Origin of the sequence: Thioalkalivibrio sp. XN279, from assembly GCF_011089885.1 — a bacterium.
Taxonomy (GTDB): Bacteria; Pseudomonadota; Gammaproteobacteria; order Steroidobacterales; family XN24; genus XN24.
Genome location: NZ_JAANBD010000006.1, coordinates 127,615 through 153,195, shown reverse-complemented (window position 1 = coordinate 153,195; position 25,581 = coordinate 127,615). Strand labels below are relative to the sequence as shown.

Sequence of the window (25,581 nt, the reverse complement as noted above, 5' to 3'; positions counted from 1 at the left end):
CCGGCGCGTGGCCGGCGGGCTGACGGCGAACTAGAATACATTACAGGCAGGTCATGAACGCATCTGCGCTGCGGAGAGCTGCAATATGAGCAAGGCCGCAAGAATCATCGTCGGCATGGATGCGCACGCGCCCAGCAGCGCCAGTGCCGCGCTCGGTGCCCGCCTGGCAAGCCGCCTGGATGCCGCGCTCGAGTTGTACGCGCCGGTGTACAACTCGCAGATCTCGCTGGCCCATTTCGAGGATCGCGACAGCCTGCAGCACGCCCGGGACACCCTGGTGCGGCACGCCGTCGAGCGGCTCGAGAACCTGGCGGCGGCCCTGCCGCCCGGCACGACGGCGGAATGCCACGCCGCCTGGGATCACCCGGCGGAAGAGGCCCTGATACGCCGTGTGCTGGAGTGCGGGGCCGCCATGCTGGTGGTGGCGTTGCCCGAGGAAGAGACGCGCGGCCGGCGCCACTGGTCGGCCGGGCACTGGCAGCTGGTGCGCCATTGTCCCGCGCCGGTGCTGCTCACGCGCGGCAAGCCGTGGGCGGAAGAGCCGGTCGTGGTTGCCGCGGTCGATCCCCTGGGCCGCCACGCGCGGCATGCCGACCTGGAGCACCGGATCCTGGTCGAGGCCGGTGCGCTCGCTGCCGGTATCGGCGGCGTGTGGCATGCCTGGCATGCATGGCAGCCCGGCCTGCGGATCGCCGTCGGCGGGCTCGACCAGCCGCTCGAGGACGAGGCCGGGGGCGACGGCCAGGAGGCGCATCACCGCGAAGCGGTGCTGCAGGCGCTGCAGGCGGCGGGCGTGACGCCGGCGCGGATCACCGTGACCGAGGGCAGGCCGGAACAGGCGCTGCCCGAATACTGCCAGGAGACCGGCGCGGACGTGGTGGTCATGGGCGCCATCGCGCGCAACCCCTTCGGGCGCATTTTCCTCGGCAGCACGGCCGAGCGCGTGCTCGATCGTCTCCCTTGCGACCTGCTGGTGGTGAAGCCGGAGGCCTTCCGCACGCCGGTAAGCCGCGAGCGCTGGCCGCGCGACGAGGCCGGGCCGTTGCTGGGTGTGCCGGGCATCTGAGCGCCCCGGCACGCGCCCCTGTACTGGCCGCAGTTATGCGAGGCCGGTCACGGGCGCTCACGACGCGGCCCGACTAACATGGTAATTTCAGTCGACACGGCAACACGGGTGGTGCGCCCGAGGAACATGTCCGACACGCTCCGCATTCTGCTGATTGCCGACGCCCCGGAGACGATCCGCAAGGTCGGCCAGGGCCTGCACCAGGGCGGCGGGCCGGTCGTGTCCGTGGAGGGCGCGGACAGCCTCGCCACGGCTTCACGCCGCCTGCGCGCGGGAGACTACGACCTGGCGCTGGCCGACGTGTCCCTGGGCCAGGACGGCCTGCACCTGCTGTCCGAGCTTGTTGCCACCGCGCCCGGCCTGCCGGTGGTGGCGCTGGCGCATGGCGCCGACGCCGCCGGCACAGCGGCCTGCCTGTCGGTGGGCGCCCTGGACCGCATCGCGGTGGAAGCGCTCGACGGCCCCGGGCTGCTGGACCGTCTCCAGGCAGTCGTGGCGCGCGCCCGCGCCTCGCACGAATCCCGCCAGCGCAGCCAGCGCATCGCCGCCAGCCTCGGCGCCGGGGGCGAGCTCGCCTGGCACTACGAGGCGGGCGACAAGGACGTTTGGCTGGCGTCGCCGGAGCCCGAGGCCTGGCAGCTGCCGGGACCGGAATGCCGCGAGAGCCTCGAGGCCTTGCGTTCATGGTTGCATCCGGACGACCGGGAACTGGCCCTGCGTCGGCTGGCGGAGGTGGCGCACGGCGCCGAGCCCTGGGAGCTCGAGGCTCGCGTCAAGGTGGGCGGCGGCGCCTACCGCTGGTGCGCCTTGCGCGGGCGATCCCAGCTCGACGGTCGCGGCCGGCTGGCGCGTGCCGCCGGCGTGGTGACCGATGCGCAGCGCCAGCACAAGCGCCTGCTGGCGCTGCAGCACGACCACCGTTTCATGCGCGCCGTGTTCGATTCCGCCCGCGTGCCGCAGGCGGTGCTCGATGCGGCGGCCGTGATCACCCACTGCAACCAGGCCTGGACGGCGCTGCAGGAGCCCGGCTGTCACGCAGGCGAGGCATTCGCGCCCGGGCGTCGCTTCACTGATTCCGGGGACGACGCCGCCTACGGCGATCTCGACATGGCGGCCCTGGCGCGGGGACTGAAGCAGGTCCTGGGCGGCGTCCTCGACCAGTACCAGTGCGAGTACGGCGACGACACCAGGCGCTGGCGCATCAGCATCAGCCCCTTGCTCAATCCCGGTATCGCCGGTGCGCTGGTGACCCATGAAGAGGTCACGACCGCGCGCAAGGCGGAGAAAGAAACCCGGGCGCGGCTCGCGGGCCTGGCGCGGGATTTCCAGGCCATCGCCGGGCCGGTGTTTCGCCTCGGCGCCGATTTCGAGGTGCGGGCGGCGAACGAGGCGGCCATGAAACTCGGGCGCGAGCCCGTGCTCGGGCGCGACATCTTCAAGGTGCTGCCGCGGGTCCACGGCGACGCGGTGAGCGACGGGCTGGCCGCGCTGGCCTCGGGCCGCGACGCGGTGTCCCGGGACGTGCGTGCGGGCGACGGCCGGACGATGCGCTGGCTGCTCGCGGTGCGACGCGACGGCGCGGACGAGCAGCGCGGATTCCTGTTGCAGGCGATCGACGTTTCCGACCTGGCGCCGCCGCCGCGCACCGAGCGGGAGAACCAGCCTGATGCGCGGCTGCAGGAGCTCGCCGAGCTGCTGGCGTCCGCCGAGGCTGCGGCGCAGGCTTCCCAGGCAGAGCTCGAGCGCCTGCGCAGCGCCGCGGACGACGCCAAACACGCCGGCGAGAAGCTGCGCCTCGAGGTCGAGCAGGCGCGCCTGGACGCGCGCGAAGCCAGGCTCGAGGCGGAGGACGCAGTGCGGCGTGAAGCGCGCGGCCGCCAGGCCAGGGAGGAGCTCGAGCAGGCGCTGGCCGCCGAGCGCGCGCGGGCGGAGCAGGCAGCGCAGGCGGGGCGCACGCAGCTGGAAGAGGCATTGGAGAAGGAGCGACGCAGCCGGGAGCAGGCGCTGGCGGAACTCCAGGGCGAGCAACGGCGGCTGCGGGCAGCGCTGGACGCAACGGAAGCCGAGGCCGCGCAACTGCGGCAGGCAATCGAGGAAGCGCACACGCACATGCGCGCCGAGCTGGCGCGGGTGCTCGACCAGGCCCTCGGCGCGCTGGCGCTGAAGCCGGGGCCGGCCGGGCAAGCGGGGAACGCCGGCGACCGCAACGAGAGCGGAAAAAGCTAAGCCATGGACCAGCCCATACGCACACGCCGCGTGCTCATCGTCGCGGACGACGACTTCGCCGGCCAGGCCCTGGACGAGGCCGCCGCGGCGTTCGGGCTGCTGGTGCGCTGGCTGCGGCGCGGTGACGGCATCCAGGCGGTGCTGGGCGAGTTCGCCCCGGACGCCGTGATCATCGATCCGGCCGTGGTCGTGCCCCCGGGGGATGAAGCGGTGCGCGCGGTGGCCAGAAACGGGGCTGCGCTGCTGCTGCTCGGCGCACCGGACGATGCCGAGGTGCAGGCCCTGCGGCAGGTGGCCGCCGAAGCCGAAATCAAAATCGAAGGCATGCTGGCGAAGCCGCTCACGCCGGAGGGCCTGGAGGTCGCGCTGCGCATCATCGTCGGCGAGATGGGCTTCTCGGCCGCGGACATCGCCGGCGCCGTGATGCGCGGCGAAATGACCGCGTGGTACCAGCTGCAGCTGAAACGGAGCGTCGACGGCTGGCGGGCCGCGGGCGCCGAGGCGCTGGCGCGGTGGGCGCATCCCGAACTCGGCCTGGTCATGCCGGGGGCATTCGTCCCCGTGGCCGAGGCGGCGGGGCAGATCGTGGTGATCACGGACTGCGTGCTGCAGACCGCGGTGCAACAGCTCAGTGTGTGGCACCAGAACAAGATGCCGTTCCGGATCAGCGTCAATATCACGCCGTCACTGGTCAGCGACCCGGAGTTCCCGGAACGCCTGTCGCGGCTGATGGCGGAGTACGACGTGCCGCCGGGCGCGCTGCTGCTGGAGATTCCCGAGCCGTCCCTTGCCACGGCGTCGGCGGATTTTCTCGGCATGCTGGCGCGCCTGCGGGTGCATGGTTTCGGGCTGGCGCTGGAGCACTTCGGCGTCGGCGTCTCGTCGCTGGCGGACCTCTATCGCACGCCGTTCAGCGAGCTGAAGATTCATCGCAGCCTGGTCGGGCGACTGGAGGAGGACGAGGACGCGCGGCACCTGGTGCGCGGCATCCTGCTCCTCGCCGCGGCGCTGGGGCTGGAGACCTGCGCCGAAGCCGTCGAGACGCGCGAGGCGCTGGACTTTCTCCACGCCGAGGGCTGCGCGAGAGTGCAGGGATTCCACATCAGCCGGCCCTTGCCGGCGGCGGCATTCCAGGTGGCTGCCACGCAATGGCTCTAGGCCGCCGCCGCGGCAGGGCCGGGAGGAAGCTCTGATGTCCCGGGTGCTGAAGATTGTTCTCGGCGTATTCGCCGTGCTGGTCGTGCTGGTGCTGGCTGCTGCCGCACTGATCATGTTCGTGGTCGACCCGGCCGACTACCGCGACCGCATCACGCAGGCCATCAGTGCAGAGACCGGCCGCAGCGCGCGCATCGAGGGCGACATCTCGCTGAGCTTCTTCCCCACCATCGGCTTCGAGGTGGGGCGCATGAGCCTCGGCAATCCGCCGGGTTTCGGCGACGAGCCCTTCGTCGAGATCGAGTCCGCCGCCATCGGCGCCCGGGTGATGCCGTTGTTGTCGCGTCGACTCGAGGTCAGCAAGCTGCGGCTCGAAGGGCTGCAGCTCCATCTGGTGGAGCGTGCCGACGGCAGCGCCAACTGGCGTGATGCGGCCGGCGAGGAAGACACCGGCGCGGGCGGGGCGCCACCCGCCGGGGGGCAGGCCGGGACGGGTTTCCAGTTCACCCGCATCGACGGCCTGGAGGTGCGCGACGTCAACGTGCGCTACGAGCACCTCGGCGATGGCCGCGTGGTCGAGATCGGCGTGCCGCGTCTCACCACCGGTCCCCTGTCGCCGGGCCAGCCGTTCGACCTCGAGGCCGAGGTCACGCTGGCGCTCGACGCGGGCGCGACCCGCGTGCAGGGCCGGCTCGAAACGGTGTTGCTGTTGCACGCGGGCGGCTCCGGCCTGGAAATGAGCGAGTTCGTGCTGCAGGTCGATGCCACGGGCGCCACGCTGCCCGGAGGCCAGCAGGCGGCGCGCGTAGAGGTGCCCCGGCTGGTCGTCGATCTTGCCGCCCAGACCCTGGACCTGCCGCAGCTGGTGCTGGATGCGGCGGGGCTGCGCGCCACCGCGGGGCTGCAGGGACGTGGCCTGATGGAAACGCCGGAGTTCGACGGACAGCTGGAGGTGGCCGAATTCTCGCCGCGCGAGCTGTTGCGCAACCTTGGCGAGGCGCCGCCGCAGACCCGCGATCCTGCCGTGCTGGGGCGGCTCGCGCTGAGCGCGGAGATGCGCTTCGCGGCGGGGACGCTGGCGCTGGAGGACGTGCGGCTGGTGCTCGACGACAGCAACCTGGAAGGCCGGCTGGCGCTGACGCCCGGAGAGGTGAACCGTGTCCGGGGCGAGCTGGCGCTGGACACGATCGACCTCGACCGCTACCTGGGCCCGGAGGCCGACGAGACCGCGGCCGCGGCGCCGACCGAGGACACGCCGCTGGCGTTCGACTGGCTGCAGGCACTGGACCTGGACCTGGGGCTGCGCGCCGGCAGCGTGGTCGTGTCGGGTCTCAGGCTGGCGGCGGTGGAGACGCGAGCCGTGGTGAAGGAAGGACGCCTGGCGCTGGAACCGCTCTCGGCCGACCTCTACGAGGGCGAGGCGCGCGGCAGCGCAGTCATTGACGCGCGCCGCGCACCGGCCACGCTGCGGCTGCGGCAGTCGCTGGAGGGACTCCAGCTGCAGCCCTTCACCACCGACCTGGCGGACTTCGAGCGGCTGACCGGCGTCGCACGGCTGGAAGCAGACCTGGCGACGTCGGCCGCCACCACGGCCGGCCTGTTGTCCGGCCTGGACGGCAACGTCGGCTTCCAGCTCAGCGACGGCTATTTCCGCGGCGTCAACCTGTGGTTCGAGATCCAGCGCGCCTATGCGCTTGCCAAGGGCCGGCCGGTGCCGGAGAAAACCTCCCCGGACACCGAGTTCCGCGAACTCAGCGGCACCGCCGTCATCCGCGACGGGCAGCTGGTCAACGAGGACCTGGTCGGCGGCCTGCCCTTCATTGCGCTGGCGGGCCGGGGCGCGGTGGACCTGGCGGCGGGGACGCTGGACTATCGGCTGACCGCGACGGTGATTCGCGAGGCGGTCGACGAGACCACGGGAGAGCGTAGCGAGCTGGCCGGCGCGCGGATCCCGCTGCGCCTGAGCGGCGAGCTGGCGTCGCCCAAGGTCAGCGTGGACGTGGCGGAGCTGCTCAAGGACGAAGCAGTGGAGAAACTCAAGGAGCGCGCCCTCGATCCGCTGCGCAAGCTGCGCGACCGCCTGCGTCCGGACGGATGAACCCGGGGCGCCTGCTGGCTGTCGCGGCTGCCTGCCTGCTGTGCGCGCCTGCTGGCGCTTTCGAGCTGCTGGCGGTGGAGAGCCGGCATGAGGGCGAGGAGTACATGCTGCGGATCGAGGCCCGGTTCAGCGCCGGGGCCGACGCCGTGCTGGGGGTCCTGACCGATTACGAGCGCATCCACGAGCTCCATCCCAATTTGCTGGAAAGCCGCTCCCTCGGCCTGGTGGCGCCCGGGGTCGAGGAGGTCTACCTGCGTTCGGAGGCCTGTGTCCTGCTGTTCTGCCGCGAGATGCACCGCGTGGAGCACATCCGCGTGGAAGGCCATACGCTGCACGCGGTGGACGTGCCGCGACGCGGCTCGTTCCGCTCGGGCGCCACTTCCTGGCGCTTCACGCCGGACGGCGACGGCGCGCTGCTGGAATACCAGACCCGGTTCGTGCCGGCGTTCGAGCCCTTGCCCATGCTCGGTCCGGCACTGCTGCTGGACGCGGTGGAACGGATGACCCGCGAGACCATGCTGGAAGTTGATCGGCGCGCCATGGCGAGCGATGACTGACGCTTTCGCCGCGGCCCTGCTGGAGTGGTTCGATCGCTGCGGCCGGCACGACCTGCCGTGGCAGCGCGAGCGCAGTGCCTACCGCACCTGGGTGTCCGAGATCATGTTGCAGCAGACCCAGGTCGCAACCGCAGCGTCTTACTTCGAGCGCTTCATGCAGCGTTTCCCCACCGTGGAGGCGCTCGCGGCCGCGCCGCTCGACGAGGTGCTGCACCTCTGGTCGGGGCTGGGCTACTACGCGCGGGCGCGCAACCTGCACCGCGCCGCGCAACGGGTAGTCCTGGAGCATGGTGGTGAGCTGCCGCAGGATCTCGAGGCCCTGCAGGCGCTGCCCGGCATCGGCCGTTCCACGGCCGGCGCCATCCTCGCCATGGCGCACGGCCGGCGTCACCCCATCCTGGACGGCAACGTGAAGCGGGTGCTGGCGCGGGTGCATGCAGTTCCCGGCTGGCCGGGCCAGGCCGCGGTCGAGCGCCGGCTGTGGGCGCTGGCCGAGACGCACACCCCGGCGCGGCGGGTGGGTGACTACACCCAGGCCATCATGGACCTCGGCGCGACCCTGTGCCGGCGCGCCAACCCGGCCTGTGCGAAGTGCCCGGTGGCGGCGCTGTGCGCGGCGCGCCGGGAAGGCCGCCAGTCCGAGTATCCCGCGCCGCGCCCGCGCCGGCCGCGCCCGCTGCGGCACGCGCGCATGCTCCTGCTGCGGGATAAGAGCGGCGCGGTGCTGCTGGAGCAGCGCCCGGCGGCCGGCGTCTGGGGCGGGCTGTGGTGTCCGCCGGAACTGGGCGAGGAGAACCCGGAGAGCTGGGGTCGGCGGGTGCTGGGCGCGCCGGTGCGGACGGAGCCGCCGCTCGCACGGGTGCGGCACGGTTTCACGCATTTCGAACTCGAGATCACCCCGCTGCGCGCCCGCCTCGACGGCGCGGCGCCGCGGCTGATGGAGAGCGGCCGGTGGGTCTGGTATAACGCCCGCTCTCCGGCGAAGCTGGGGCTCGCCGCCGTGGTGGAACGGTTGATCGCGGCGCTGGACGGGCCCGATGCAGGGCCAGCAACAAGGAAATCACCATGACCAGAACCGTCAATTGCGTGCTGCTCGGCCGCGAGGCCGAGGGCCTGGACCGCCCACCCTATCCGGGCGAGCTCGGGCAGCGCATCTACGAGCAGGTGTCGAAGCAGGCGTGGCAGCAGTGGCTGGCGCACCAGACCATGCTCATCAACGAGTACCGCCTGGTCGTCATCGAGCCGCAGGCGCGCGAGTTCCTGCGCGAGCAGATGGAGCAGTTCTTCTTCGGCGGCGGCGCCGCCGCGCCCGAGGGCTACGTGCCGCCAGAAGAGTCCTGAGCCGCGCCGGGGACTTCCAGCAGCTGGACCGAGAACAGGCCTTCCGGGTCCGTCCAGGTCCGGGCCACGCGGAACCCGGCGCCTTCGGCCAGGCTGCGGAAAACCGCGGGCGTGTACTTGTGTGAGTACTCGGTCACGAGGACTTCTCCGGCGGCGAACTCGAATGGCCTCCCGGCGACCTGCACCCGTTGCGCGCGGGTGCTGACCAGGCGCATCTCGATGCGCGCCGCATCCTCGTCCCACACTGCCTGGTGGCGGAACGCGGCGACGTCGAAGTCTGCGCCGAGCTCGCGGTTCAGGCGGACCAGCAGGTTCAGGTTGAACTGGGCGGTCACCCCGGCCGCGTCGTTGTAGGCCCGTTCCAGGGTGGCGCGGTCTTTCACCAGGTCGACGCCGATGAGCATGGCGCCGCCGGCGCCGACTTCGCGGCAGGTGGCGGCAAGCAGGTCCGCCGCCATGCCGCGGGGGAAGTTGCCGATGGTCGAGCCGGGGAAGAAGGCCACGTTGCGCTCGACCCGGCGGCGGGCCGGTTCCGGCAGGTCGAAGGGCTCCGTGAAGTCCGCCGTCACCGGCATGACTTCGAGGTCGGGGAAGTCGGCGGCGATGCGCGCCGCGGCCGCCAGCAGGTGCTCGCGCGAAATCTCCACCGGCACATAGGCTGCCGGATCTTCCAGCCGGCCCAGCAGCAGCTCCGTTTTCAGCGCCGAGCCGGAACCCAGTTCGATCAGGCGCACCCCGGGGCCGAGCGCGGCCGCCATCTCCGCGCCGTGGCGCTCGAGAATGCCGATCTCGGTGCGCGTAGGGTAATACTCGGGCAACTCCGTAATGGCGTCGAACAGCTCGGAGCCGCGCTGGTCGTAGAAATACAGCGAGGGGATGTTCTTCTGCGGCAGCGCCAGGCCGCGCAGCACGTCCTTGAGCATCACGGAATCATCGGGGCTGAAGTCCGTCATGGTGCCGAGGTTCTCGCTCATCACGCGTCCCTGGCGAGGCGCAGGCCGCTGAACTGCCAGCGCTGCGTGGGATAGAAGAAATTACGGTAGGTGGGCCGGACGTGCCCGGCGGGGGTGGCGCAGGACCCCCCGCGCAGGACCATCTGGCTGCACATGAACTTCCCGTTGTACTCGCCCAGCGAACCCGCCAGCGGCCGGAAGCCGGGATAGGGCGCATAGGGGCTCGCGGTCCATTCCCAGGCATCGCCGTAGAGCTGGCGCAGCCCGGGTCCGGGCGTCCCGGCGCGGGGTTCCAGCGCTCCGCTGTCGGCGAAGGTGCCCGTCACCGGCTCGCGCGCGGCGGCGGCCTCCCATTCGAACTCGGTGGGCAGGCGGGCGCCGGCCCAGCGCGCGAAGGCGTCGGCCTCGTAATAGCTCAGGTGCGCCACCGGTGCCGCAGGATCAATTGGCTGCACGCCATGGAGGGTGAAGGCATGCTCCAGGTCCTCCTGCCAGTAGAGCGGGCGCTCCCAGCCCTCTGCCATTACCGTCGACCAGCCGTCTGACAGCCACAGGCCGGTTTCGGCATAGCCCCCATCCGCAATGAACTCGCGGTACTCGGCATTGGTCACGGGCCGCGAGGCGAGTGCGTGGTCGCGCAACAGGGCGCGATGCCGCGGGGTCTCGTTGTCGAAGGCGAAGCCGTCACCCGCGTGGCCGATCTCGACGATGCCGGCCTGCCCGGGAATCCACTCAAGCGGGACGGCTGCATGCGGCGGCCCCGGGCGCGCCTCGGCGTAAGCCGGCAGCAGGGGATTCTGCGCCAGCAGGTGCTTGATGTCGGTGAGCAGCAGCTCCTGGTGCTGTTGCTCGTGGTGCGTACCCAGGGTGACGAGCTGCTCGAGCTCCGCATCGCCGGCCCCGTTTTGCAGCAGCCGGTTCATGGCCTCGTCCACATGCGCGCGGTAGCCGAGCACCTCGCCCAGCGAAGGTCGCGTCACCAGGCCGCGGCGCGGGCGCAGGTGCATCTGGCCCACGGTGAAGTAATAGGAGTTGAACAGGTAGCCGAAGCGCTCGTGGAACACCTGGTAGCCGGGCAGGCGGCCGGCGAGCACGAAATGCTCGAAGAACCAGGTGGTGTGCGCCAGGTGCCACTTCGCCGGGCTGGCGTCGGGCATGCTCTGCACACAGGCGTCCTCGGCGGACAGCGGCGCGACCAGCGCCTCGGTGCGGGCGCGCACGTCGGCGTAGCGGTCGCTCAGGGGCGCGGCCGGCAGCGGCGGCGCCAGCGGCGGCGCCAGGGGCGAGGGTATGCTCATGGCGTTGATCGGGGTGAGCGGGCCGACCCACAGGGTAGACGGTCGGCCGGAGGCGGGTCAAAAGCGCCGGCCTCCCGCGCTCGCCTTGACTGGCGCGCGGCGGCGCGGGTCTAATACGCGCCTCTCACCGGCGGCCAGGTAGCTCAGTTGGTAGAGCACGTGACTGAAAATCACGGTGTCGGCAGTTCGATTCTGCCCCTGGCCACCATCTCTCCACGGCGCTAGAGCGGCAGGCCCACCCGGGCCAGTGCCAGTGCCAGCACGGCCGCCACCGCGGCGCTCGCCGGCACCGTCACCAACCAGGCCGCCACGATCGTCAGCAGGTGCCTGCGCCTGACCAGGTAGCGCTTGCGCAGCTTCTGTTCCGGCGCAGCCCCGCCGCCCTGCGGGTCCGGCTGCTCTGCTGCCGTCCCGGGCGCCTCGAACGGCATGGTGTCGAGCCCGCTGCGCCCGTTGCGGCGGTTGACCATGAATTCGCGCAGGAACCCTACGCCGAACAGGGCGCCGATGGCGATGTGGGTGGAGCTCACCGGCAAGCCCAGCGCGGAGGCGATGATCACCGTGATCGCCGCCGAGAGGGTGACGCAAAAGGCACGGATGCGGTTCAGCTTGGTGATCTTTGAGCCGACGGTGCGGATCAGCTTGGGCCCGTACAACAACAGCCCGGTGGCTATGCCGAAAGCGCCGATGAGGAGAATCCAGGGCGGTATCGCAGCCACGCTGACGATGCCCCCTTCGGTCACGGAGGCGTGGATGGCCGCGAGCGGGCCGATGGCGTTGGCGACGTCGTTGGCGCCATGCGCGAAGGACAGCAGCGCCGCGCCGCAGATCACGGGGATCGTGAACAGGGTGCCGACCGTGCCGCGGTTCGATGGTTTGCCGTGAGTCATGCGAGCGATGACCGGCTGCACCCACATCAAGGTCATGAACGCCACCGTCAACCCGCCGCTCAGTGCGATCCAGAGCGGGACTTTCCAGATTCTCGAGAAACCCTTGAGCATCAGGTAGCTGGCGAAGGCGCCCGCCATGATGGCGACCAGCAGGGGCACCCTGCGGCGCGCCTGCTCGAGCTGGTCCGGCACGTAGAGGATCTTCAGCTTGATGTAGAGCAGGAAGCCGGCAGCGATCAGGCCGCCGAGCACGGGAGAGACCACCCAGCTGGCGACGATCCGGGCCACGACGTCCCAGTCAGCCGCGCCGAGACCCGCCATGGCGACGCCGCCGCCGAGCACGCCGCCGACAACCGAGTGGGTCGTGGAGACCGGCGCGCCGAGCCAGGTCGCCAGGTTGATCCACAGCGCCGCTGCGAACAGCGCGGACAGCATGGCGACGGTGAAGGCGCTGGTGTCGGGCATGAGATCCGGCCGGATGATGCCCCCCGAGACCGTCCTGACCACGTCGCCGCCGGCGAGAATGGCCCCTGCGGCCTCGAAGATCGCAGCGATCAGCACTGCGACACCGATGTGCAGGGCGCGCGAGCCGACGGCCGGCGACATGTTGTTGGCCACGTCGTTGGCGCCGATGTTGAGCGCCATGTAACCGCCGATGACGCTGGCGGCCACGATGATGGCCAGGCTGCCGCCGACCCCGACGACCGCAGCCACGGTGACACCCACGATGACCAGGAACAGCAGGGCGAGGCTGAGCGGCACCATCCCGCGCGACATGCCGCGCACCCCTTCCTCGAGCCGGCTGAGACGCTTGAGATCCTTGTCTAGTGCCGGTTTAGCCATAAATTCGGGGCGCTGGATGGTGCGGGCGGAGAACGCAACAGGCCGGCATGGTCACCGGCCTGTAACAAAACTGAAATATTTCAGGGATTGTGGGGGAGGCCCGCGCAAAGGGCAATGCGCGGGATCAATCTGCCGCGGCCTTCCCCGCAGCGCGGCCCTCAGGCGCCGGAATGCTCCCGGATGGCGGCGAGGAAGTCGGCGCCGTAGCGTTCCAGCTTCTTCTGGCCGACGCCGCTGACTTCCAGCAATTCACCAGGCGTGGCCGGCCGCCGGCGCGCCATCTCCACCAGCGTGGCGTCGCCGAACACGATGTAGGGCGGCACGCCCTGCGCGTCCGCGAGCGCCTTGCGCAGCGCCCTGAGCGCCTCGAACAGGGTCTCGTCGTAGGGACCGCCCGCGGCCGCTTTCGGCGCCTTGCGCTTCGCCGCGGCCTTGACGCGCGGCCGCGCCAGCTCCAGCGTCTCCTCGCCGCGCAGCAGCGGGCGCGCCGCCGGGGTGAGCCGGAGCACGGAGTAGCGCTCGATGTCCTGCTCCAGGTAACCGCGGTGGATCAGCTGGCGGATGATGGAGGCCCATTCCTGCGCCCCGTGGTGCGCGCCGATGCCCCAGGTCGAGAGGCGATCATGCCCGGCCGCGAGGATGCGCTCGCTGCGCCCGCCGCGCAGCACGTCGACCACGTACTTCAGCCCGTAGCCCTGGTTGAGGCGATAGACGCAGGACAACGCCTTGCGCGCATCCTCGGTGGCGTCGAAGCGCTCCGGCGGGTCCAGGCAGATGTCGCAGTTGCCGCAGTCATGCTCCAGCCGCTCGCCGAAATAGCCCAGCAGCACGCGGCGCCGGCAGGTCAGGCTTTCCGCCAGCGCGGCCATGGCGTTCAGCTTGTGCAGCTCGATGCGCTGGCGCTCCGGGTTTTCGCTGCGCTCCACCAGGCTGCGCGCCGTGGCCACGTCCTGCGCGCCGAACAGCAGCAACGCCTCCGCCGGCAGGCCGTCTCGTCCCGCCCGCCCCGTCTCCTGGTAATAGCCCTCGATGTTCTTCGGCATGTCGTAATGCACCACGAAGCGCACGTTGGGCTTGTCGATGCCCATGCCGAAGGCCACCGTGGCCACCACCACCTCGAGCTCGTCGCGCAGGAAAGCCTCCTGCACGCGCGACCGCTCCGCCGCGCCCAGCCCGGCGTGGTAAGCCGCCGCACGCGTGCCGCGCGTCGCCAGCTTGGCCGCCAGCTCGTCCACCCGGCGGCGCGAGAGCGCATAGATGATCCCCGACTCGCCGGGGCGCGTGTCGAGGAAGCGCGCCAGCTGCTCGAAGGGCTGGTGCTTCTCGCGCACGGTGTAGCGGATGTTGGGCCGGTCGAAGCTCGCCACGTAGCGTTGCGCATGCCCGAGGCCGAGCACGCGCACGATGTCCTCGCGGGTCTGCGGGTCTGCCGTGGCCGTGAGCGCGACCAGCGGCACGCCGGGGAAGCGCGCGCGCAGTGCGCCCAGCTGCACGTACTCCGGGCGGAAGTCATGGCCCCACTGCGACACGCAATGCGCCTCGTCCACGGCGAACAGCGCGAGGCGGATGTCGTCGAGACGGGCGAGGAAAGAATCGCCCATCAGGGTCTCCGGGGCCACGTACAGCAGGTCGAGCTCGCCCGCATGCAGCCGGGCCAGCGTGCGCCGCGCCGCATCGGCTTCCAGCGAGGAGTTGTAGAAGGCGGCGGCCACGCCGTTGGCGAGCAGGGCGTCGACCTGGTCTTTCATCAGCGATATCAGCGGGGAGACGACGATCGCGGTGCCGGCGCGGTGCAGCGCCGGCAGCTGATAGCAGATCGATTTCCCGCCCCCGGTGGGCATCAGGACGAAGGCATCCTCCCCGGCCACCAGTCCGGCGACGATCTCGCGTTGTGGCGGCCGGAAAGCGGAAAAGCCGAATACGCGCTGCAGCGTGGCGTCGATGGTTTCGTTCAGGGCGGGAGAAGGCATCGGCATGCACTGGCGGCTGCGGCGTCGGGCCGGCAGTACATGATAACTGCCGCACGGAAGCGGCCCGGCCTTTAGGTACAATCGACGCCAGTCGCAGCAAGAGCACACGCGCATGAGCCTGCTCCAGGGCAAGTCCAGGGCGAAGACGGGGCGCCGGGTCATCATCGACCTGCAGAAGGCGGAGCGGGCGTTCAAGGACGGCCATCTGAAGGAAGTGGAGCAGCTCTGCGGCGAGGTGCTGGAAGAGCGCCCGGACAGCTGCCAGGCCTGCCTGCTGATGGCCGAGCTGCGCTTCCGCCAGGCACGCTTCGAAGAGGTCGAGAGCTGGATCGCCCGGGCACGCACGATCGAGCCCGGCAACCCGCGGGGCCTCAACCTGCTGGGCCGGATGCTGCTGCGGGACGGCGACCTGGCCGGGGCCGAAGCGGCGTTCCGCGAGGCGACGGAGGGCGACCGCGAGTATTCCGACGCCTGGGCCAACCTCGGGCACGTGCTGTTCCAGGGCGAGCGGCGCGTGGATGCCGAGCAGTGCTTTCATCGCGCCATCCAGCACGATCGCGAGCACGGGCTTGCCAACCTCTCGCTGGGTAAGATGTTTTTCGCGCAGCGCCGCCCCGACCTGGCCGTGCCTTACCTGCAGACCGGGATCCAGCGCGAGCTGTCCCATCGCGAGGGCCAGGTCACGCTGGCGCTGGCCTTGTTCGAGCTGGGCCGGCTGGATGAGGCCATCACCGCCTATCGTCGCCTGGTGGCCGCCGGGGACGAGGACCCGGAGGTGTATTGCGGCCTCGCCATGTCTCTCGAGGCCATGCGCGACCTGGAGCTGGCGCTGGCCGGCTACGAGGTTGCACTGGAGCTGGACCCGGCGCATGCCCGGGCGGCCGCGGGGCTGGCCGGCGTGCTCATCGCCCTGGGTCACGCACCCCAGGCGCTGGAATTCATTGCCCCGCGCGCGGCGCGCGGCGACGCCGCGCCGTGCCTGCACGTCGCTTATGCTCGCGCACTGCAGGCGGTGGGAAGGCCGGCCGAGGCCTTGCTGCACCTGGCCGACCTGGTGAAGCGCCCGGCGCCCGCGCGCGAGCTGGCGCCGGCGCACCGGCTGCTCGGGGAGCTGCTGGACGCACGTGGGGAGCACGACCGCGCTTTTGCCCAGCATCGCCGCGCCAACCGCCTGCGCCCGGCGCGTTACGAGCCGGCCGCGAACGAGGCGCTCGTGACGCGCCTGATCGAGGTCTTCGACCGGGAGTTGCTGGACAGCCTGCCGCGGGGTTCCAACTCCGAAGTGCCGGTGTTCGTCGTCGGGCTGCCTTGCGCCGGCCAGGCGAGCGTGGGCGCGATGATTGGCGCGCACCGGCGCGGCGCCCATGCCGGGGCATTGCCGCATATCGACCTCGGCGCCGGTCGCACCAGCCGCTACAACAATGTCGGGCTGGCCTATCCGGAATGCATCAGGCTGCTGCGCGAGCGGGAATTGCGCGAGTTGTCGGCGGCCTACCTGGCGCGCCTGTTCGTCGCCGACGAGAGTGCGCGCCGCATCGTGGACTCGATGTGGCTGAACTGCCTGCACATCGGCCTGATAGAACTGATGTTCCCCCGGGCGCGGATCATCCATTGCGTGCGCGACCCGATGGACGCGGGCCTCGGCTGTCATTTCAGGACGTTCTCCGGCCTGCCGGCACCGTTTTCAGGGGCCTTTGAAGACTTCGGGCGCTTCCATGCCGACCACCTCCGCCTCATGGCTCACTGGCGTGAAACCACGCGCCTGTCCATGCTGGAGGTGGATTACGGTGCGCTGGCAGCGGACCGGGAGGCGCAGGGGCGCCGCATCATAGAGTTTCTCGGCCTCGAGTGGGACCCGTCGGTGGCGTCGGCCGCGGCCTCAGCGCCGGTCGAGGGCGAGGATGCGGCCTGCGAGGGTCGGGACGGGTGGCACCGCGATTATGCCGCGCACCTCGGCGCGCTGCGCCAGAGCCTGGACGTCGCCGGCCCGGCGCCGCCGGGCGGCTGAGCACGGGCGCGGGAGGCTAAAGAGGCCAAGGAAAAGGCGGCAATCCCTGCGGACTGCCGCCCCATGTTTCCCCCAAGCTCAATCAGTTCAGCTTGCCGCCGTCTTCTTCTTGCTCGCGGCCTTCTTCTTGCTGGCTGCTTTCTTGCGCGGAGCCGCCTTTTTCTTCGTGGCCGCTTTCTTGCGCGTGGTGGTCTTTTTCTTGCTGGCCGGCTTCTTTTTGCTGGCAGCTTTCTTCTTGCTCGCGACCTTCTTCTTCGTGGCCGGTTTCTTCTTGGCGGCGGCCTTCTTCTTGCTCGCCGCCTTTTTCTTCGTGGCCGCTTTCTTCTTCGTCGTGGTCTTGCGCTTGCGCGTGGCCTTCTTCTTCGCCGGCGCGCCGGTGCGCTTCGCCCATTCCTTTTCCACGGCCGCGACGGCGCGGTCGATCCCGCTGACGCGGCGCAGGTAGTCATAAGCGCGCGCCGCTTCCGTCTTCAGCCACTTCTGGTCCTTGCTGACCGCGTCCAGTTCCTTGCGGGCGTCGGTCAGCATCCCCTCGATCCGCTTGGCCTGGGTGGCCGCGGCCTTGGAGCCCTCGTTCACGGCCTTCTGCGCCTGTTCCTGCAGGCGGTGAGCCAGGTCGTTGACGCGCTCAGCCGTCCTGTTGGCCCGAGCGGTCAGCTTGTCCAGTTCGCGCCGCAGGCCCTCGTACGTGCGCTGTGCGGCGCTGATGAGTTCCTGCCGCGCATCGTGAAAGGTCTTCTCGATTTCGCTCAGCTGTCTGTCCATCGTTTTTCCTTCGCTTGCAGCACCTGGGCGCGCAGCACGCCCGCCACCCCGCACTATAGTGCAGCGCGGGGAACTGTTCCAAAGAATGAGGCCTTCGGATTTCCGCTACTTGATGCGCTTGACGCGTACCGTGCGGTTCAGTCCCTCGGGCTTGAGCGAGAAGCTGCCGAGGAAGCCGCGCTCGATCACCACGCTGCGGTCTTCGCCGCTGTATTCATAGCGACCCGATCCCGCCTGCTCCCACACCTGGCCGTTGTCCAGCTCGAACACCGTCTCGCCGCTCCAGCCCCGGAAACCGCCGATCACGTTGGCAGTGACGGAATCCAGCGCCTGCTGCGCCTTCTCCTGCTCGAGGCCGAAATCGTCGACCGCCGTGGCGGTCCGAGTCTCGGGCGATGTTGCCGCGGGACTCGGTGCCGCGACCGCGGCGGGCGCCGTGCTTCCGGCGCCGGGCAGGGTGAGGCCGAGTTCGACGGCCGCCACAGCCATGCGGTCGTAGCAGGCAAGCCGTTCCGCCGGGTCGCTCAGCTCGAGGCACTTGATGAACCCCCGTGTCGTCGCGCCGGGATCGTCCGCCGCGTGCAGCGGCAGGCAGGTTGCCAGCGCGAGCGCCGCTGCCATGAGCCGGTTGCCGCGCCACCGGACGCCATGGCGGCGCGGTGGCAATGATGCTGGACGGTACATGGAATCGGGATGCATCGCTGTTCTCCGTGACGCCGGGCGACGGCGCCGCAGGGCTGACAAGAGGAATAGCGGGTATTCTACGCCAGGGCCGCTAGCGTGCAGAGTAACAGCATGGGACAAAAACCCGCGGGCGTGCGCGAGCGCCTGGATGCGGAGGAGTGGAGCCGCTTCTGGGAACGCGGCACGCTGACGACCTTTGAAGGTCACTTCAGCGAGAACTACGACGCCGAGATCCGTGACTTCTGGTGGTCGCAGTTCGAGCGCCTGGGCCCTGATGCTGCGGTCGTCGACCTGGCCACGGGCAACGGCGCCGTGGCGCTGCTGGCCGCGCGCTTCGCGCGCGAGAACGATCGCGTCTTCAGCATCACCGGCGTCGACAGCGCAGCCATCGACCCGGCGCGCATCCGGGCGGCGTGGCCGGCGCTGGCGCCGGACATCGATGCCATCGCCCTGCGCGGCGGCGTGCCGCTGGAGGCGACCGGCCTGGCCGACGGCAGCGTCGACCTGGTGACCAGCCAGTACGGCTTCGAGTACGGCGACACGGCGGCAGGCAGCCGCGAGATCGCACGCATCCTGCGGCCCGGCGGGCGCGTGGCGATGATCGTCCACCACGCTGACTCGGCCATCCTGTCCCAGGCGCGCGAGGGCCTCCGCCAGGTGTCGATGTGCGTGGCGGAGGAGCGTTTCCTGCGTCTCGGCCGGCGCATGACCAAGCTCTTTCGCGGCCTGAAACCGGGTCCGCAGCGCGGCGGCCTGAACTGGACGCCGGGGGCAGTGAAGGTACGCGAAGAATTGATGGCCGCGGCGGCGCGCCTGGAGCGGCACGCGCGCCGGCCTGAAGTGCTGCAGGAGGATGCAGGCTTCCTCGAGTTCGTGGTGCCCGCGGTGCTGCGCCTGCTCGAGCAGGCGCGGGGGTCGTCCCCGGCAAACCTGGAGCGGGCCTGGGGCGAGATCGAAGGCGAGGCCGAGGCTTACCGGCTGCGCATGTCGGACCTGGTTTCGGCGGCGCGGGACGAGGCGGGCATGGCGCAGGTGCAGGCCGAAATGGAGGCCGCGGGGCTGGCGCCGCCGGCCGCGGCGCCGCTGCGCTACCGTGGCGAGACCCTTCTCGGCTGGACCCTGGTCACGCACCGGCCCTGACGCCCAGTTGTTGCATAAGCGCAACAACCCCAGCCGGCAGTCTGTTGTGGAATAGAGACGCCCTACATGTTGTGGCCGGGGCTGCCGGCCCTGGCCGGGCCCGCCTGCGCGACCCTGCGCCAATGCAATGAATCTGGACAAGTTCCAGCCGCCGCGGCGGCGCAGGGCGCGGCCAGCCCCGCGTTTCCGCGCTGCGGAAAACCGAAAAAAAATCGGTCCCGGGTGTTGGCATGGGGCAACAAAGTAGGCTAGTCTCCGGCGACGGGTGTTCAGGCCGGGTGCCAATTGTGCGCATTGCGGCCGTGGGGACACTTGCTATCAGGGGAGTCCGTCTCACGAGTTTGTGCTTTGTCGCAGCACGCGAGCGGAAGCTTTGGAAACCTAGGAGGAAACCTTCCGATGAGAAATAACCAGCTCAGGCTTGCGGTGCGCGGAGCGCTTGCGGCCGGCGCAGTTGCAACAGCTGTCGCCGCTCCGACTGCGTTCGCGCAGGAAGAGGCCGCCGACCTCGAACGCGTACAGGTCACCGGCTCGCGCATCAAGCGCACAGACATTGAGGGCGCCCTGCCCGTCACCGTCATCGATCGCGAGACGATCGAACTCTCGGGCGAGACGTCCGTTGCGGACCTGCTTCGCAACCAGCCCATCAACAGCGCCGGTTCCTTCCGGCCGCAGTCCGGCAGCACCGGCCAGTCCTTCGGCGGCCTGTCCCTGCGCGCTCTCGGCGAAGGCCGCACCCTGATCCTGATCGACGGCCGTCGCGCCCCGATCGCGCCGAACATCGGCCAGGGCCAGGACCTGAACACCATCCCGCTGGCTGCTGTTGAGCGCATCGAGATCCTGTCCGACGGCGCCTCGGCCATCTACGGCACCGACGCCATCGGCGGCGTGGTGAACATCATCACCCGCAAGGACTTCACCGGCGCCCAGATCAGCGCAGGAAAGGGCAACCCGACGCGTGAAGGCGGCGATACCGAAGACGCTTCCGTGATCTTCGGCGCCTCCAGCGCCAACGGCCAGATCATGGCCGGTGCCTCCTACAACAAGCGCGACATCGTGTTCCAGCGTGACCGCGAGTGGTCCACTGGCGGCGCGTCAATTTTCTCCAACAACTTCTTCGACACGGACTTCAACTTCCTGAACCAGCCGGACGTCGGTTCGGCCAACGTTGCGGGTTGCGACGGCGCCGGCTTCTTCACCTCGAACCTCGGCACCAACGGTGGCGCCCTCGGCAACGAGCTGGGCCGCTGCCTGTACGACTTCACCCTGCAGGCCGCTGACGAGGCCGAGGTCGAGAACCAGTCGATCTTCTCCCGCGCCCGTTACGACATCAACATGGACTGGAGCGTCTACGGCAACTTCAGCGTCAGCCGCGTGAAGTCCTTCGGCCGTTACGCGCCGGTGCCCTCGTCGCCCTGGCTCGTGGGCGGCTTCGGCGCCATCGTGCTGCCGGCCGGCTCGCCGAACCACCCGGGCACCGCGCCCGAGGACGGCGGCCTGAACCCGAACTGGCAGGACTACCAGGACCCGATCTTCATCAACATCGCAGTGCTCGACGAGGAAGGCGATCCGGTCAGGGATGAAGATGGCAACATCGTCACCGAGTCCGTGCTGCAGTACGCCGGCCCGGGCGACGACCTGCTGCTGACCCATCGCTTTGCGGCGAACGGTCCGCGCGACACCACGACCGACGGCAATGTCTACGACATCGACGTCGGCGTGACCGGTCGCATCATGGACTGGGACATCGAGGCTGGCGTGCGTCGCGTCGAGTCCACCTACATGGAGCTCGGCCGCAACTACATCGTCTCGGCCCTGGCGCAGCCCGTGTTCGATGCCGGCGACTACAACATCTACGATCCGTTCAACGTGCCGCAGGAAGCGCTGCAGTCGTTCACGGCGACCATCAACCGTGACGCCCGCACTGTTTCGCGCGAGGTCTACGCCCTGGCGTCGACCGACCTGTTCGAAATGGCTGCCGGCCCCGTCGGCTTCGCCTTCGGCGCCGAGTACCGCGACGAGGACTACAGGGACATCTTCGACGACCTGCAGGCCAACGGGAACATCACCGGTTCCGCCGGTAACTCGGCCTTCGGCAACCGCGACCAGAACGCCGTGTTTGCCGAGGCCCTGGTGCCGGTCACCGACGACTTCGAAGTCACCATCGCCGGCCGTTACGACGATTACAGCGACTTCGGTTCGGAGTTCTCGCCCAAGCTGGCCTTCCGCTGGCAGCCCATGGACGAGGTCACGATGCGCGGCTCCTGGGGCCAGGGCTTCCGTGCCCCGACCCTCGACCTGCTGTCGCAGCAGCCGGCTTTCTCGGCGGACAGCGTGCGTGACCCCGCGACCTGCGTCGCTCTCGGCCAGGCCTCGACCTGCCAGGTGCAGATCAACGGCTTCACCATCGCGAACCCGAACCTGGGTGCCGAGACCTCGGACCAGTACAGCTTCGGCGTGGCCTTCGAGCCGCTCGAGTGGCTGAACGGCTCCCTCGACTACTGGTCGATCTCGATCGAGGACCGGGTTGCCAACATCGCCGCGCAGACCATCGTGAACTGCATTAACGGCACGACGCAGAACTGCCCGCCGGGACTGAGCTTGCTCGATCCGAACGCGTCGCCGCCAGTGGTTAGCGCCGGCCTCGGTCTCGCGCGTAACGCCGAAGGTCGTATCCTGTACCTGCAGCGTGGCCCGGCCAGCCTGGGTACCATCGATGCCTCCGGTCTCGACCTGCAGCTGCGCACGAACTTCGACTTCGGTCAGTACGGTCGCCTCACCAACGAGCTGCTGGCGAACTACTACCTGACGTACGAGGTGGACAGCGGTGACGATGTTGCCGGCGAGGCGGGCCTGCCCGAGTGGCGTGCCGTGCTGCGGAACGTCTGGACCTGGGGCGACTTCAACGTAGCCTACAACCTCAACTACATCGGCTCGCAGGACAGCGCGCTGTCGTCTGCTCTCGACGGCCTGCCGTCCTGGACCACCCACGACATCCAGGTGAACTACTTCACCCCGTGGGACGGCCGTGTCACGGTTGGTGTTGACAACATCGGCGACAAGGATCCGGTCGTCGATCCGGGCGAGAGCCGCGGCTACAACAACAGCCTGTACGATCCGTACGGCCGTATCGTGTACGTCCGCTACACGCAGAACTTCTAAGTCCTCACGGACCTGGAGTGAATGCAGCCGGGGGCCCGCAAGGGCCCCCGGTTTTTTGTGCGCCCGGCCTGCGGACGGGTAGAATCGCGCCATGGCACAGATCCCGCCCGCTCCCCCCGCCTTGATGCGCACCCTCGGCCTGGCCGCATGCCTGCTGATCCTCGCCGGCTGCGCCGCACTCGAGGACCGGACCGACTATCACCGCCACACCATGAGCGACCTGCGCGAGGACTGGCGGCGACCCGGGATCTTCCTCTTCGACACCACGACTTCCAGCCTCTACCCGGCCGACAGCGAAGAAGCCGAGTCCAAGCGCATGGTGTGGCTGGCGGGGTGGATGAAGCGGCTCGGCTACTGCCCGGCGGGCTGGGAGGTGCTGGAGCGCTACCCCGTGCCCCCCGAGGACCAGCGCGGCGCGCGCCACGATCTCCGCTACGAGGTCCGCTGCGTGGCGGCTCAAGCCGGCGGCGCGGATTGAGGCAAACCACGATTACCCGGCCGGCCCGGATCAGGAATGATTCCCAGTCCGGAGAAGGCCGGGCCGAGACGGAACCCGGCGCCGGCCGCCGGTGACAAACACATGAACAAACACATGCACAAAGACATGCGGTGAGACATGACGACCAAGACGGCAGAGTTCGACCTCGACCTGATCAAGCGCTACGACGGCCGCGGGCCGCGCTACACCTCCTATCCCACCGCCGTGCAGTTCCACGACGGGTTCACGGAGGAGGACTACAAGCGCCTGGCTCTGGCCAGCAACGCCGGCGATCCCGCGGCACACCCGCTGTCGATCTACGTGCACGTGCCGTTCTGTCATTCGCTGTGCTACTACTGCGGCTGCCACAAGATCATCACCCGCCACCAGCACAGCGCCGACCCCTACGTCGAGCACCTGGTAGAGGAGATGCGCCTGCAGGGCCGGCTGTTCGACCCGCGCCGGCGCGTCGACCAGCTGCACTTCGGCGGCGGCACGCCCACCTTCCTCAACGACCAGCAGTTCACCAAGGTGATGGAGGGGCTGTTCAACAACTTCGGCCTGCACCACGGCGAGCAGCGCGAGTACTCCATCGAGATCGATCCGCGCAGCGTGGACGAGAACACCATCCCGCGCCTGGCCGAGCTCGGTTTCAACCGCCTCTCTCTCGGCATCCAGGATTTCGATCCTGACGTGCAGCAGGCGGTGAACCGGCTGCAGGACGAGGAGTGGACGCTTTATCTCATCCGCCAGGCCCGCGAGCATGGCTTCCGCGGCGTGTCGGTGGACCTTATCTATGGCCTGCCCAAGCAGACCGCCGACAGCTTCACGCACACCCTGGAGTCGGTGGTGCGGGCGAAGCCGGACCGCATCGCCGCCTACAGCTACGCGCACCTGCCGGAAATGTTCCGTGCCCAGCGCCTGATCCGCAACGAGGACATGCCTTCGGCCGCAGAGAAGCTGGCGCTGCTGACGCGCACCGTGGAGTTCCTCACCGGGCGCGGCTACGAGTACATCGGCATGGATCATTTCGCCCTGCCCGAGGACGACCTGGTCAAGGCGCGCAACAACGGCACCCTGCACCGCAACTTCCAGGGCTATTCAACCCACGCCGAGCTCGACCTCATCGGGCTGGGCGTGAGCGCCATCGGCAAGGTGGGGCACAGCTACTCGCAGAGCATCAAGCTGCGTCACGATTACTACGACGCCATCGACGCCGGACACATCCCGGTGCTACGCGGGGTCGAGCTGACGCCGGACGACGTCCTGCGGCGCGAGGTCATCCACCAGCTCATGTGCGGCGGCACCATGGACATGCGCCAGATCGAGGCCCGCCACGGCATCGAGTTCCCCGAGTACTTCGCGCGCGAGCTGGGCGAGATGGAAAAGCTGGCCGCGGACGAACTGGTGGAGCTGGACGAGGACACCATCCGCGTCACGCCGAAGGGCCGTTTCCTGCTGCGGCCCATCGCCATGCCCTTCGACGCCTACCTGGCGGCGCGGCTGGCGGAGCAGCGTTTCTCCAAGGTGATTTAATCGAAGACCCGGTGCAGCACCCGGTCGCCCGGCATGATGCCGAGTTCCGCGGCGCGGCCGCCCCGGATCTCCAGCACGGCGCGTACCGGGCGGCCCGAGCTGACGATCCCGGTGGAGAACGGCGTGGTCTCGGGCGCGATCTTCGCGATCACCCCGTCAGCGGTAATGAACAGCATGTCGAGCGAGAGCGGGGTGTTCTTCATCCACATGCCGACCATGCGCGTCTCGCCGAAATCGAACAGCATGCCGTGGTCCGGCTCCAGGGCGGTGACGTACATGAGTCCGCGCGCGCGTGTTTCCGGCGTGTCCGCCAGGCGCACTGCGAAGACATGGCGCGTGCCGTCGGCACCGACGACCTCGGCCTGCTCGAGCGGCAAGTCCCCGAGCGCGCCCGAGGCCAGCGTCATGGTGTGCAGCGCGAGCACCAGCGCGAGCACGCACAAGCCGGGCAGCAGGTAGCGCCTCACCTCAGTCCGCCCCGCTGCGCTCGGGCCACTCGGCGTACCCGGTGAATTCGAAGGGTGCGATGCGGATCTCGCTCGTCCCCGCCACCGCCTCGATCGGCGCCAGGCAACGCCCGCGGCCGCTGACCCGGTAGGCGCCGGGGACGCCGGCGAGCGGGGCGTTCTCCGTCACGTCCACCAGGCAGGTGTCGGCGCCCAGGGTGCCGAAGAACTCTGCCCGGCCCTCGCGCACCAGGGTGAGGTTGGCCGGCAGGCCGTCCCCGGTCCCGCCGCGTTCCAGTCCGGTGACGGCGATGACGACCAGGAGTGCGTCCTCCGCACGGCTGAACATCAGCCGCAGCGCGTTGCCGTCGGGCCGCGGCCCGCCGGCGCAGCGGGTGCCGGCATTGCCCCAGTCCAGCGCAGCGTCGAAGTGGCCGCTGATCTGCATCTGCAGCCGTCCCGCGCCGTCGGGCAGGCAGGCCGTCGCAGCCTCGGCACCTTCCGCGGCGGACCACGCCAGGGGTGCGGTCACGAGCCAGGCTGTCATCAGGAGGAGGAGGCGGTTCATGGGCGCGCCAGGGGACGAAACGAAGGCGGGGAGCATAGAGAATTGCTGCGGCGTGTCAATAGTGAAATCGGCTGATTGCACGGGGCGGCGTGCGGCGATCAGCCGCCAAAGCAAGCGAATTAGACGACGTAACTAATTGTTTTAATTATGGTTGAACTCTGGCAGGCCGTTTTCGCTAGGCATCGCGGCAGCTTTCGGGCTATGCTTCGTCTCCGCGCCGCCACCCCGTTCGGGGGGCCACCGGTTCAAGGCAGGTCGGCCGCGGGCGTCCCGGGTCAAGGGTTCGCACTCGAGGCGATAAGCGCCACCAGACTACGCGGATCGCGTGGATCCAAGGTTGCCTTGTCTCCGTGTACCCGGAACGCCCTGGCCGATCTGCCGCCAAACTGCCGCTGAG

General features: G+C 69.6%; 20 protein-coding genes and 1 tRNA gene. 13 read left to right on the top strand and 8 right to left on the bottom strand.

What is annotated here, in order from left to right; all coding sequences use genetic code 11:
* The first annotated feature begins 85 nt into the window (after positions 1–85).
* The 7 genes from G8346_RS00940 (at position 86) to G8346_RS00910 (ending at position 8,443) form a co-directional block, all read left to right on the top strand.
* A complete protein-coding gene (locus G8346_RS00940) occupies positions 86–1,066 on the top strand; it encodes a universal stress protein (protein WP_166047276.1) in 981 nt (326 codons plus the stop codon).
* A gap of 126 nt (positions 1,067–1,192) precedes the next feature.
* Positions 1,193–3,292 carry a PAS domain-containing protein gene (locus tag G8346_RS00935; protein ID WP_166047274.1) on the top strand — a complete coding sequence of 700 codons (2,100 nt, stop codon included), beginning with the start codon at positions 1,193–1,195 and terminating at the stop codon, positions 3,290–3,292.
* 3 nt (positions 3,293–3,295) lie between these two features.
* A complete protein-coding gene (locus G8346_RS00930) occupies positions 3,296–4,450 on the top strand; it encodes an EAL domain-containing protein (RefSeq protein WP_166047271.1) in 1,155 nt (384 codons plus the stop codon).
* A gap of 34 nt (positions 4,451–4,484) precedes the next feature.
* Complete coding sequence (locus G8346_RS00925; protein ID WP_166047270.1) at positions 4,485–6,545, top strand: AsmA family protein; 2,061 nt, start codon at positions 4,485–4,487, stop codon at positions 6,543–6,545.
* Complete coding sequence (locus G8346_RS00920) at positions 6,542–7,102, top strand: SRPBCC family protein (protein ID WP_166047268.1); 561 nt, start codon at positions 6,542–6,544, stop codon at positions 7,100–7,102. The genes G8346_RS00925 and G8346_RS00920 overlap by 4 nt, the downstream gene beginning before the upstream one ends.
* Positions 7,095–8,171, top strand: coding sequence for an A/G-specific adenine glycosylase (gene mutY, locus G8346_RS00915; protein ID WP_166047266.1), 1,077 nt, complete (start codon positions 7,095–7,097; stop codon positions 8,169–8,171). Before G8346_RS00920 ends, mutY begins: the two co-directional genes overlap by 8 nt.
* The gene (locus tag G8346_RS00910) at positions 8,168–8,443 is read left to right on the top strand and encodes an oxidative damage protection protein (protein ID WP_166047264.1); all 276 of its coding nucleotides are present in this window, start codon (positions 8,168–8,170) and stop codon (positions 8,441–8,443) included. The genes mutY and G8346_RS00910 overlap by 4 nt, the downstream gene beginning before the upstream one ends.
* Here G8346_RS00910 and egtD read toward each other — a convergent pair.
* Positions 8,419–9,417 carry an L-histidine N(alpha)-methyltransferase gene (egtD, locus tag G8346_RS00905; RefSeq protein WP_166047262.1) on the bottom strand — a complete coding sequence of 333 codons (999 nt, stop codon included), beginning with the start codon at positions 9,415–9,417 and terminating at the stop codon, positions 8,419–8,421. The two genes, G8346_RS00910 and egtD, sit on opposite strands and share 25 nt — an antisense overlap.
* Positions 9,417–10,694: an ergothioneine biosynthesis protein EgtB gene (egtB, locus tag G8346_RS00900; protein ID WP_166047259.1), complete on the bottom strand. Its 1,278-nt coding sequence runs from the start codon at positions 10,692–10,694 to the stop codon at positions 9,417–9,419. Before egtB ends, egtD begins: the two co-directional genes overlap by 1 nt.
* Positions 10,695–10,826: 132 nt before the next feature.
* Here egtB and G8346_RS00895 point away from each other — a divergent pair.
* A tRNA-Phe gene (locus G8346_RS00895) sits at positions 10,827–10,902 on the top strand.
* Between the two features lie 13 nt (positions 10,903–10,915).
* On the opposite strand, the gene G8346_RS00890 is transcribed toward G8346_RS00895, so the two are convergent.
* On the bottom strand, positions 10,916–12,427 hold the full coding sequence (locus tag G8346_RS00890) for an inorganic phosphate transporter (protein WP_166047257.1): 1,512 nt from the start codon (positions 12,425–12,427) through the stop codon (positions 10,916–10,918).
* Between the two features lie 158 nt (positions 12,428–12,585).
* Positions 12,586–14,403, bottom strand: coding sequence for a DNA helicase RecQ (gene recQ / locus G8346_RS00885; protein ID WP_206202512.1), 1,818 nt, complete (start codon positions 14,401–14,403; stop codon positions 12,586–12,588).
* Positions 14,404–14,509: 106 nt separating this feature from the next.
* Between recQ and G8346_RS00880 the strand changes: the two genes are divergently transcribed.
* The gene (locus tag G8346_RS00880; RefSeq protein ID WP_166047256.1) at positions 14,510–16,405 is read left to right on the top strand and encodes a tetratricopeptide repeat-containing sulfotransferase family protein; all 1,896 of its coding nucleotides are present in this window, start codon (positions 14,510–14,512) and stop codon (positions 16,403–16,405) included.
* 87 nt (positions 16,406–16,492) lie between these two features.
* Here G8346_RS00880 and G8346_RS00875 read toward each other — a convergent pair whose 3' ends face one another.
* A complete protein-coding gene (locus tag G8346_RS00875; protein ID WP_166047254.1) occupies positions 16,493–17,170 on the bottom strand; it encodes a hypothetical protein in 678 nt (225 codons plus the stop codon).
* A gap of 105 nt (positions 17,171–17,275) precedes the next feature.
* On the bottom strand, positions 17,276–17,869 hold the full coding sequence (locus tag G8346_RS00870) for a hypothetical protein (RefSeq protein WP_166047252.1): 594 nt from the start codon (positions 17,867–17,869) through the stop codon (positions 17,276–17,278).
* A 96-nt stretch (positions 17,870–17,965) separates the two neighbouring features.
* Here G8346_RS00870 and G8346_RS00865 point away from each other — a divergent pair, with 96 nt between their 5' ends.
* From G8346_RS00865 to hemN, 4 genes are all read left to right on the top strand, one after another.
* Positions 17,966–18,994, top strand: a complete 1,029-nt coding sequence (locus tag G8346_RS00865; protein WP_166047250.1) for a class I SAM-dependent methyltransferase — start codon at positions 17,966–17,968, stop codon at positions 18,992–18,994.
* Positions 18,995–19,393: 399 nt separating this feature from the next.
* Entirely contained in the window at positions 19,394–22,156 is a 2,763-nt protein-coding gene (locus G8346_RS00860; protein WP_166047248.1) for a TonB-dependent receptor, read from the top strand.
* Between the two features lie 91 nt (positions 22,157–22,247).
* On the top strand, positions 22,248–22,634 hold the full coding sequence (locus tag G8346_RS00855) for a hypothetical protein (RefSeq protein WP_166047246.1): 387 nt from the start codon (positions 22,248–22,250) through the stop codon (positions 22,632–22,634).
* Between the two features lie 138 nt (positions 22,635–22,772).
* Positions 22,773–24,170, top strand: a complete 1,398-nt coding sequence (gene hemN, locus G8346_RS00850; protein ID WP_166047245.1) for an oxygen-independent coproporphyrinogen III oxidase — start codon at positions 22,773–22,775, stop codon at positions 24,168–24,170.
* Here hemN and G8346_RS14710 read toward each other — a convergent pair.
* Entirely contained in the window at positions 24,167–24,637 is a 471-nt protein-coding gene (locus G8346_RS14710) for a DUF192 domain-containing protein (RefSeq protein ID WP_206202511.1), read from the bottom strand. The two genes, hemN and G8346_RS14710, sit on opposite strands and share 4 nt — an antisense overlap.
* Position 24,638: 1 nt before the next feature.
* Complete coding sequence (locus G8346_RS00840; RefSeq protein WP_166047243.1) at positions 24,639–25,184, bottom strand: hypothetical protein; 546 nt, start codon at positions 25,182–25,184, stop codon at positions 24,639–24,641.
* Positions 25,185–25,581 lie beyond the last annotated feature (397 nt).

Excerpts from the sequence above, each read along its gene's own strand:
- G8346_RS00935 (WP_166047274.1), top strand. The coding sequence starts at position 1,193 with ATGTCCGACACGCTCCGCATTCTGCTGATTGCCGACGCCCCGGAGACG.
- G8346_RS00910 (WP_166047264.1), top strand. The coding sequence starts at position 8,168 with ATGACCAGAACCGTCAATTGCGTGCTGCTCGGCCGCGAGGCCGAGGGC.
- hemN (WP_166047245.1), top strand. The coding sequence starts at position 22,773 with ATGACGACCAAGACGGCAGAGTTCGACCTCGACCTGATCAAGCGCTAC.
- G8346_RS00865 (WP_166047250.1), top strand. The coding sequence starts at position 17,966 with ATGGGACAAAAACCCGCGGGCGTGCGCGAGCGCCTGGATGCGGAGGAG.
- G8346_RS00930 (WP_166047271.1), top strand. The coding sequence starts at position 3,296 with ATGGACCAGCCCATACGCACACGCCGCGTGCTCATCGTCGCGGACGAC.
- G8346_RS00940 (WP_166047276.1), top strand. The coding sequence starts at position 86 with ATGAGCAAGGCCGCAAGAATCATCGTCGGCATGGATGCGCACGCGCCC.
- G8346_RS00875 (WP_166047254.1), bottom strand. The coding sequence starts at position 17,170 with ATGGACAGACAGCTGAGCGAAATCGAGAAGACCTTTCACGATGCGCGG.
- recQ (WP_206202512.1), bottom strand. The coding sequence starts at position 14,403 with ATGCCGATGCCTTCTCCCGCCCTGAACGAAACCATCGACGCCACGCTG.
- egtB (WP_166047259.1), bottom strand. The coding sequence starts at position 10,694 with ATGAGCATACCCTCGCCCCTGGCGCCGCCGCTGGCGCCGCCGCTGCCG.
- G8346_RS00855 (WP_166047246.1), top strand. The coding sequence starts at position 22,248 with ATGGCACAGATCCCGCCCGCTCCCCCCGCCTTGATGCGCACCCTCGGC.
- egtD (WP_166047262.1), bottom strand. The coding sequence starts at position 9,417 with ATGAGCGAGAACCTCGGCACCATGACGGACTTCAGCCCCGATGATTCC.
- mutY (WP_166047266.1), top strand. The coding sequence starts at position 7,095 with ATGACTGACGCTTTCGCCGCGGCCCTGCTGGAGTGGTTCGATCGCTGC.
- G8346_RS00840 (WP_166047243.1), bottom strand. The coding sequence starts at position 25,184 with ATGAACCGCCTCCTCCTCCTGATGACAGCCTGGCTCGTGACCGCACCC.
- G8346_RS00925 (WP_166047270.1), top strand. The coding sequence starts at position 4,485 with ATGTCCCGGGTGCTGAAGATTGTTCTCGGCGTATTCGCCGTGCTGGTC.
- G8346_RS00860 (WP_166047248.1), top strand. The coding sequence starts at position 19,394 with ATGAGAAATAACCAGCTCAGGCTTGCGGTGCGCGGAGCGCTTGCGGCC.
- G8346_RS00890 (WP_166047257.1), bottom strand. The coding sequence starts at position 12,427 with ATGGCTAAACCGGCACTAGACAAGGATCTCAAGCGTCTCAGCCGGCTC.
- G8346_RS00880 (WP_166047256.1), top strand. The coding sequence starts at position 14,510 with ATGAGCCTGCTCCAGGGCAAGTCCAGGGCGAAGACGGGGCGCCGGGTC.
- G8346_RS00920 (WP_166047268.1), top strand. The coding sequence starts at position 6,542 with ATGAACCCGGGGCGCCTGCTGGCTGTCGCGGCTGCCTGCCTGCTGTGC.
- G8346_RS00870 (WP_166047252.1), bottom strand. The coding sequence starts at position 17,869 with ATGCATCCCGATTCCATGTACCGTCCAGCATCATTGCCACCGCGCCGC.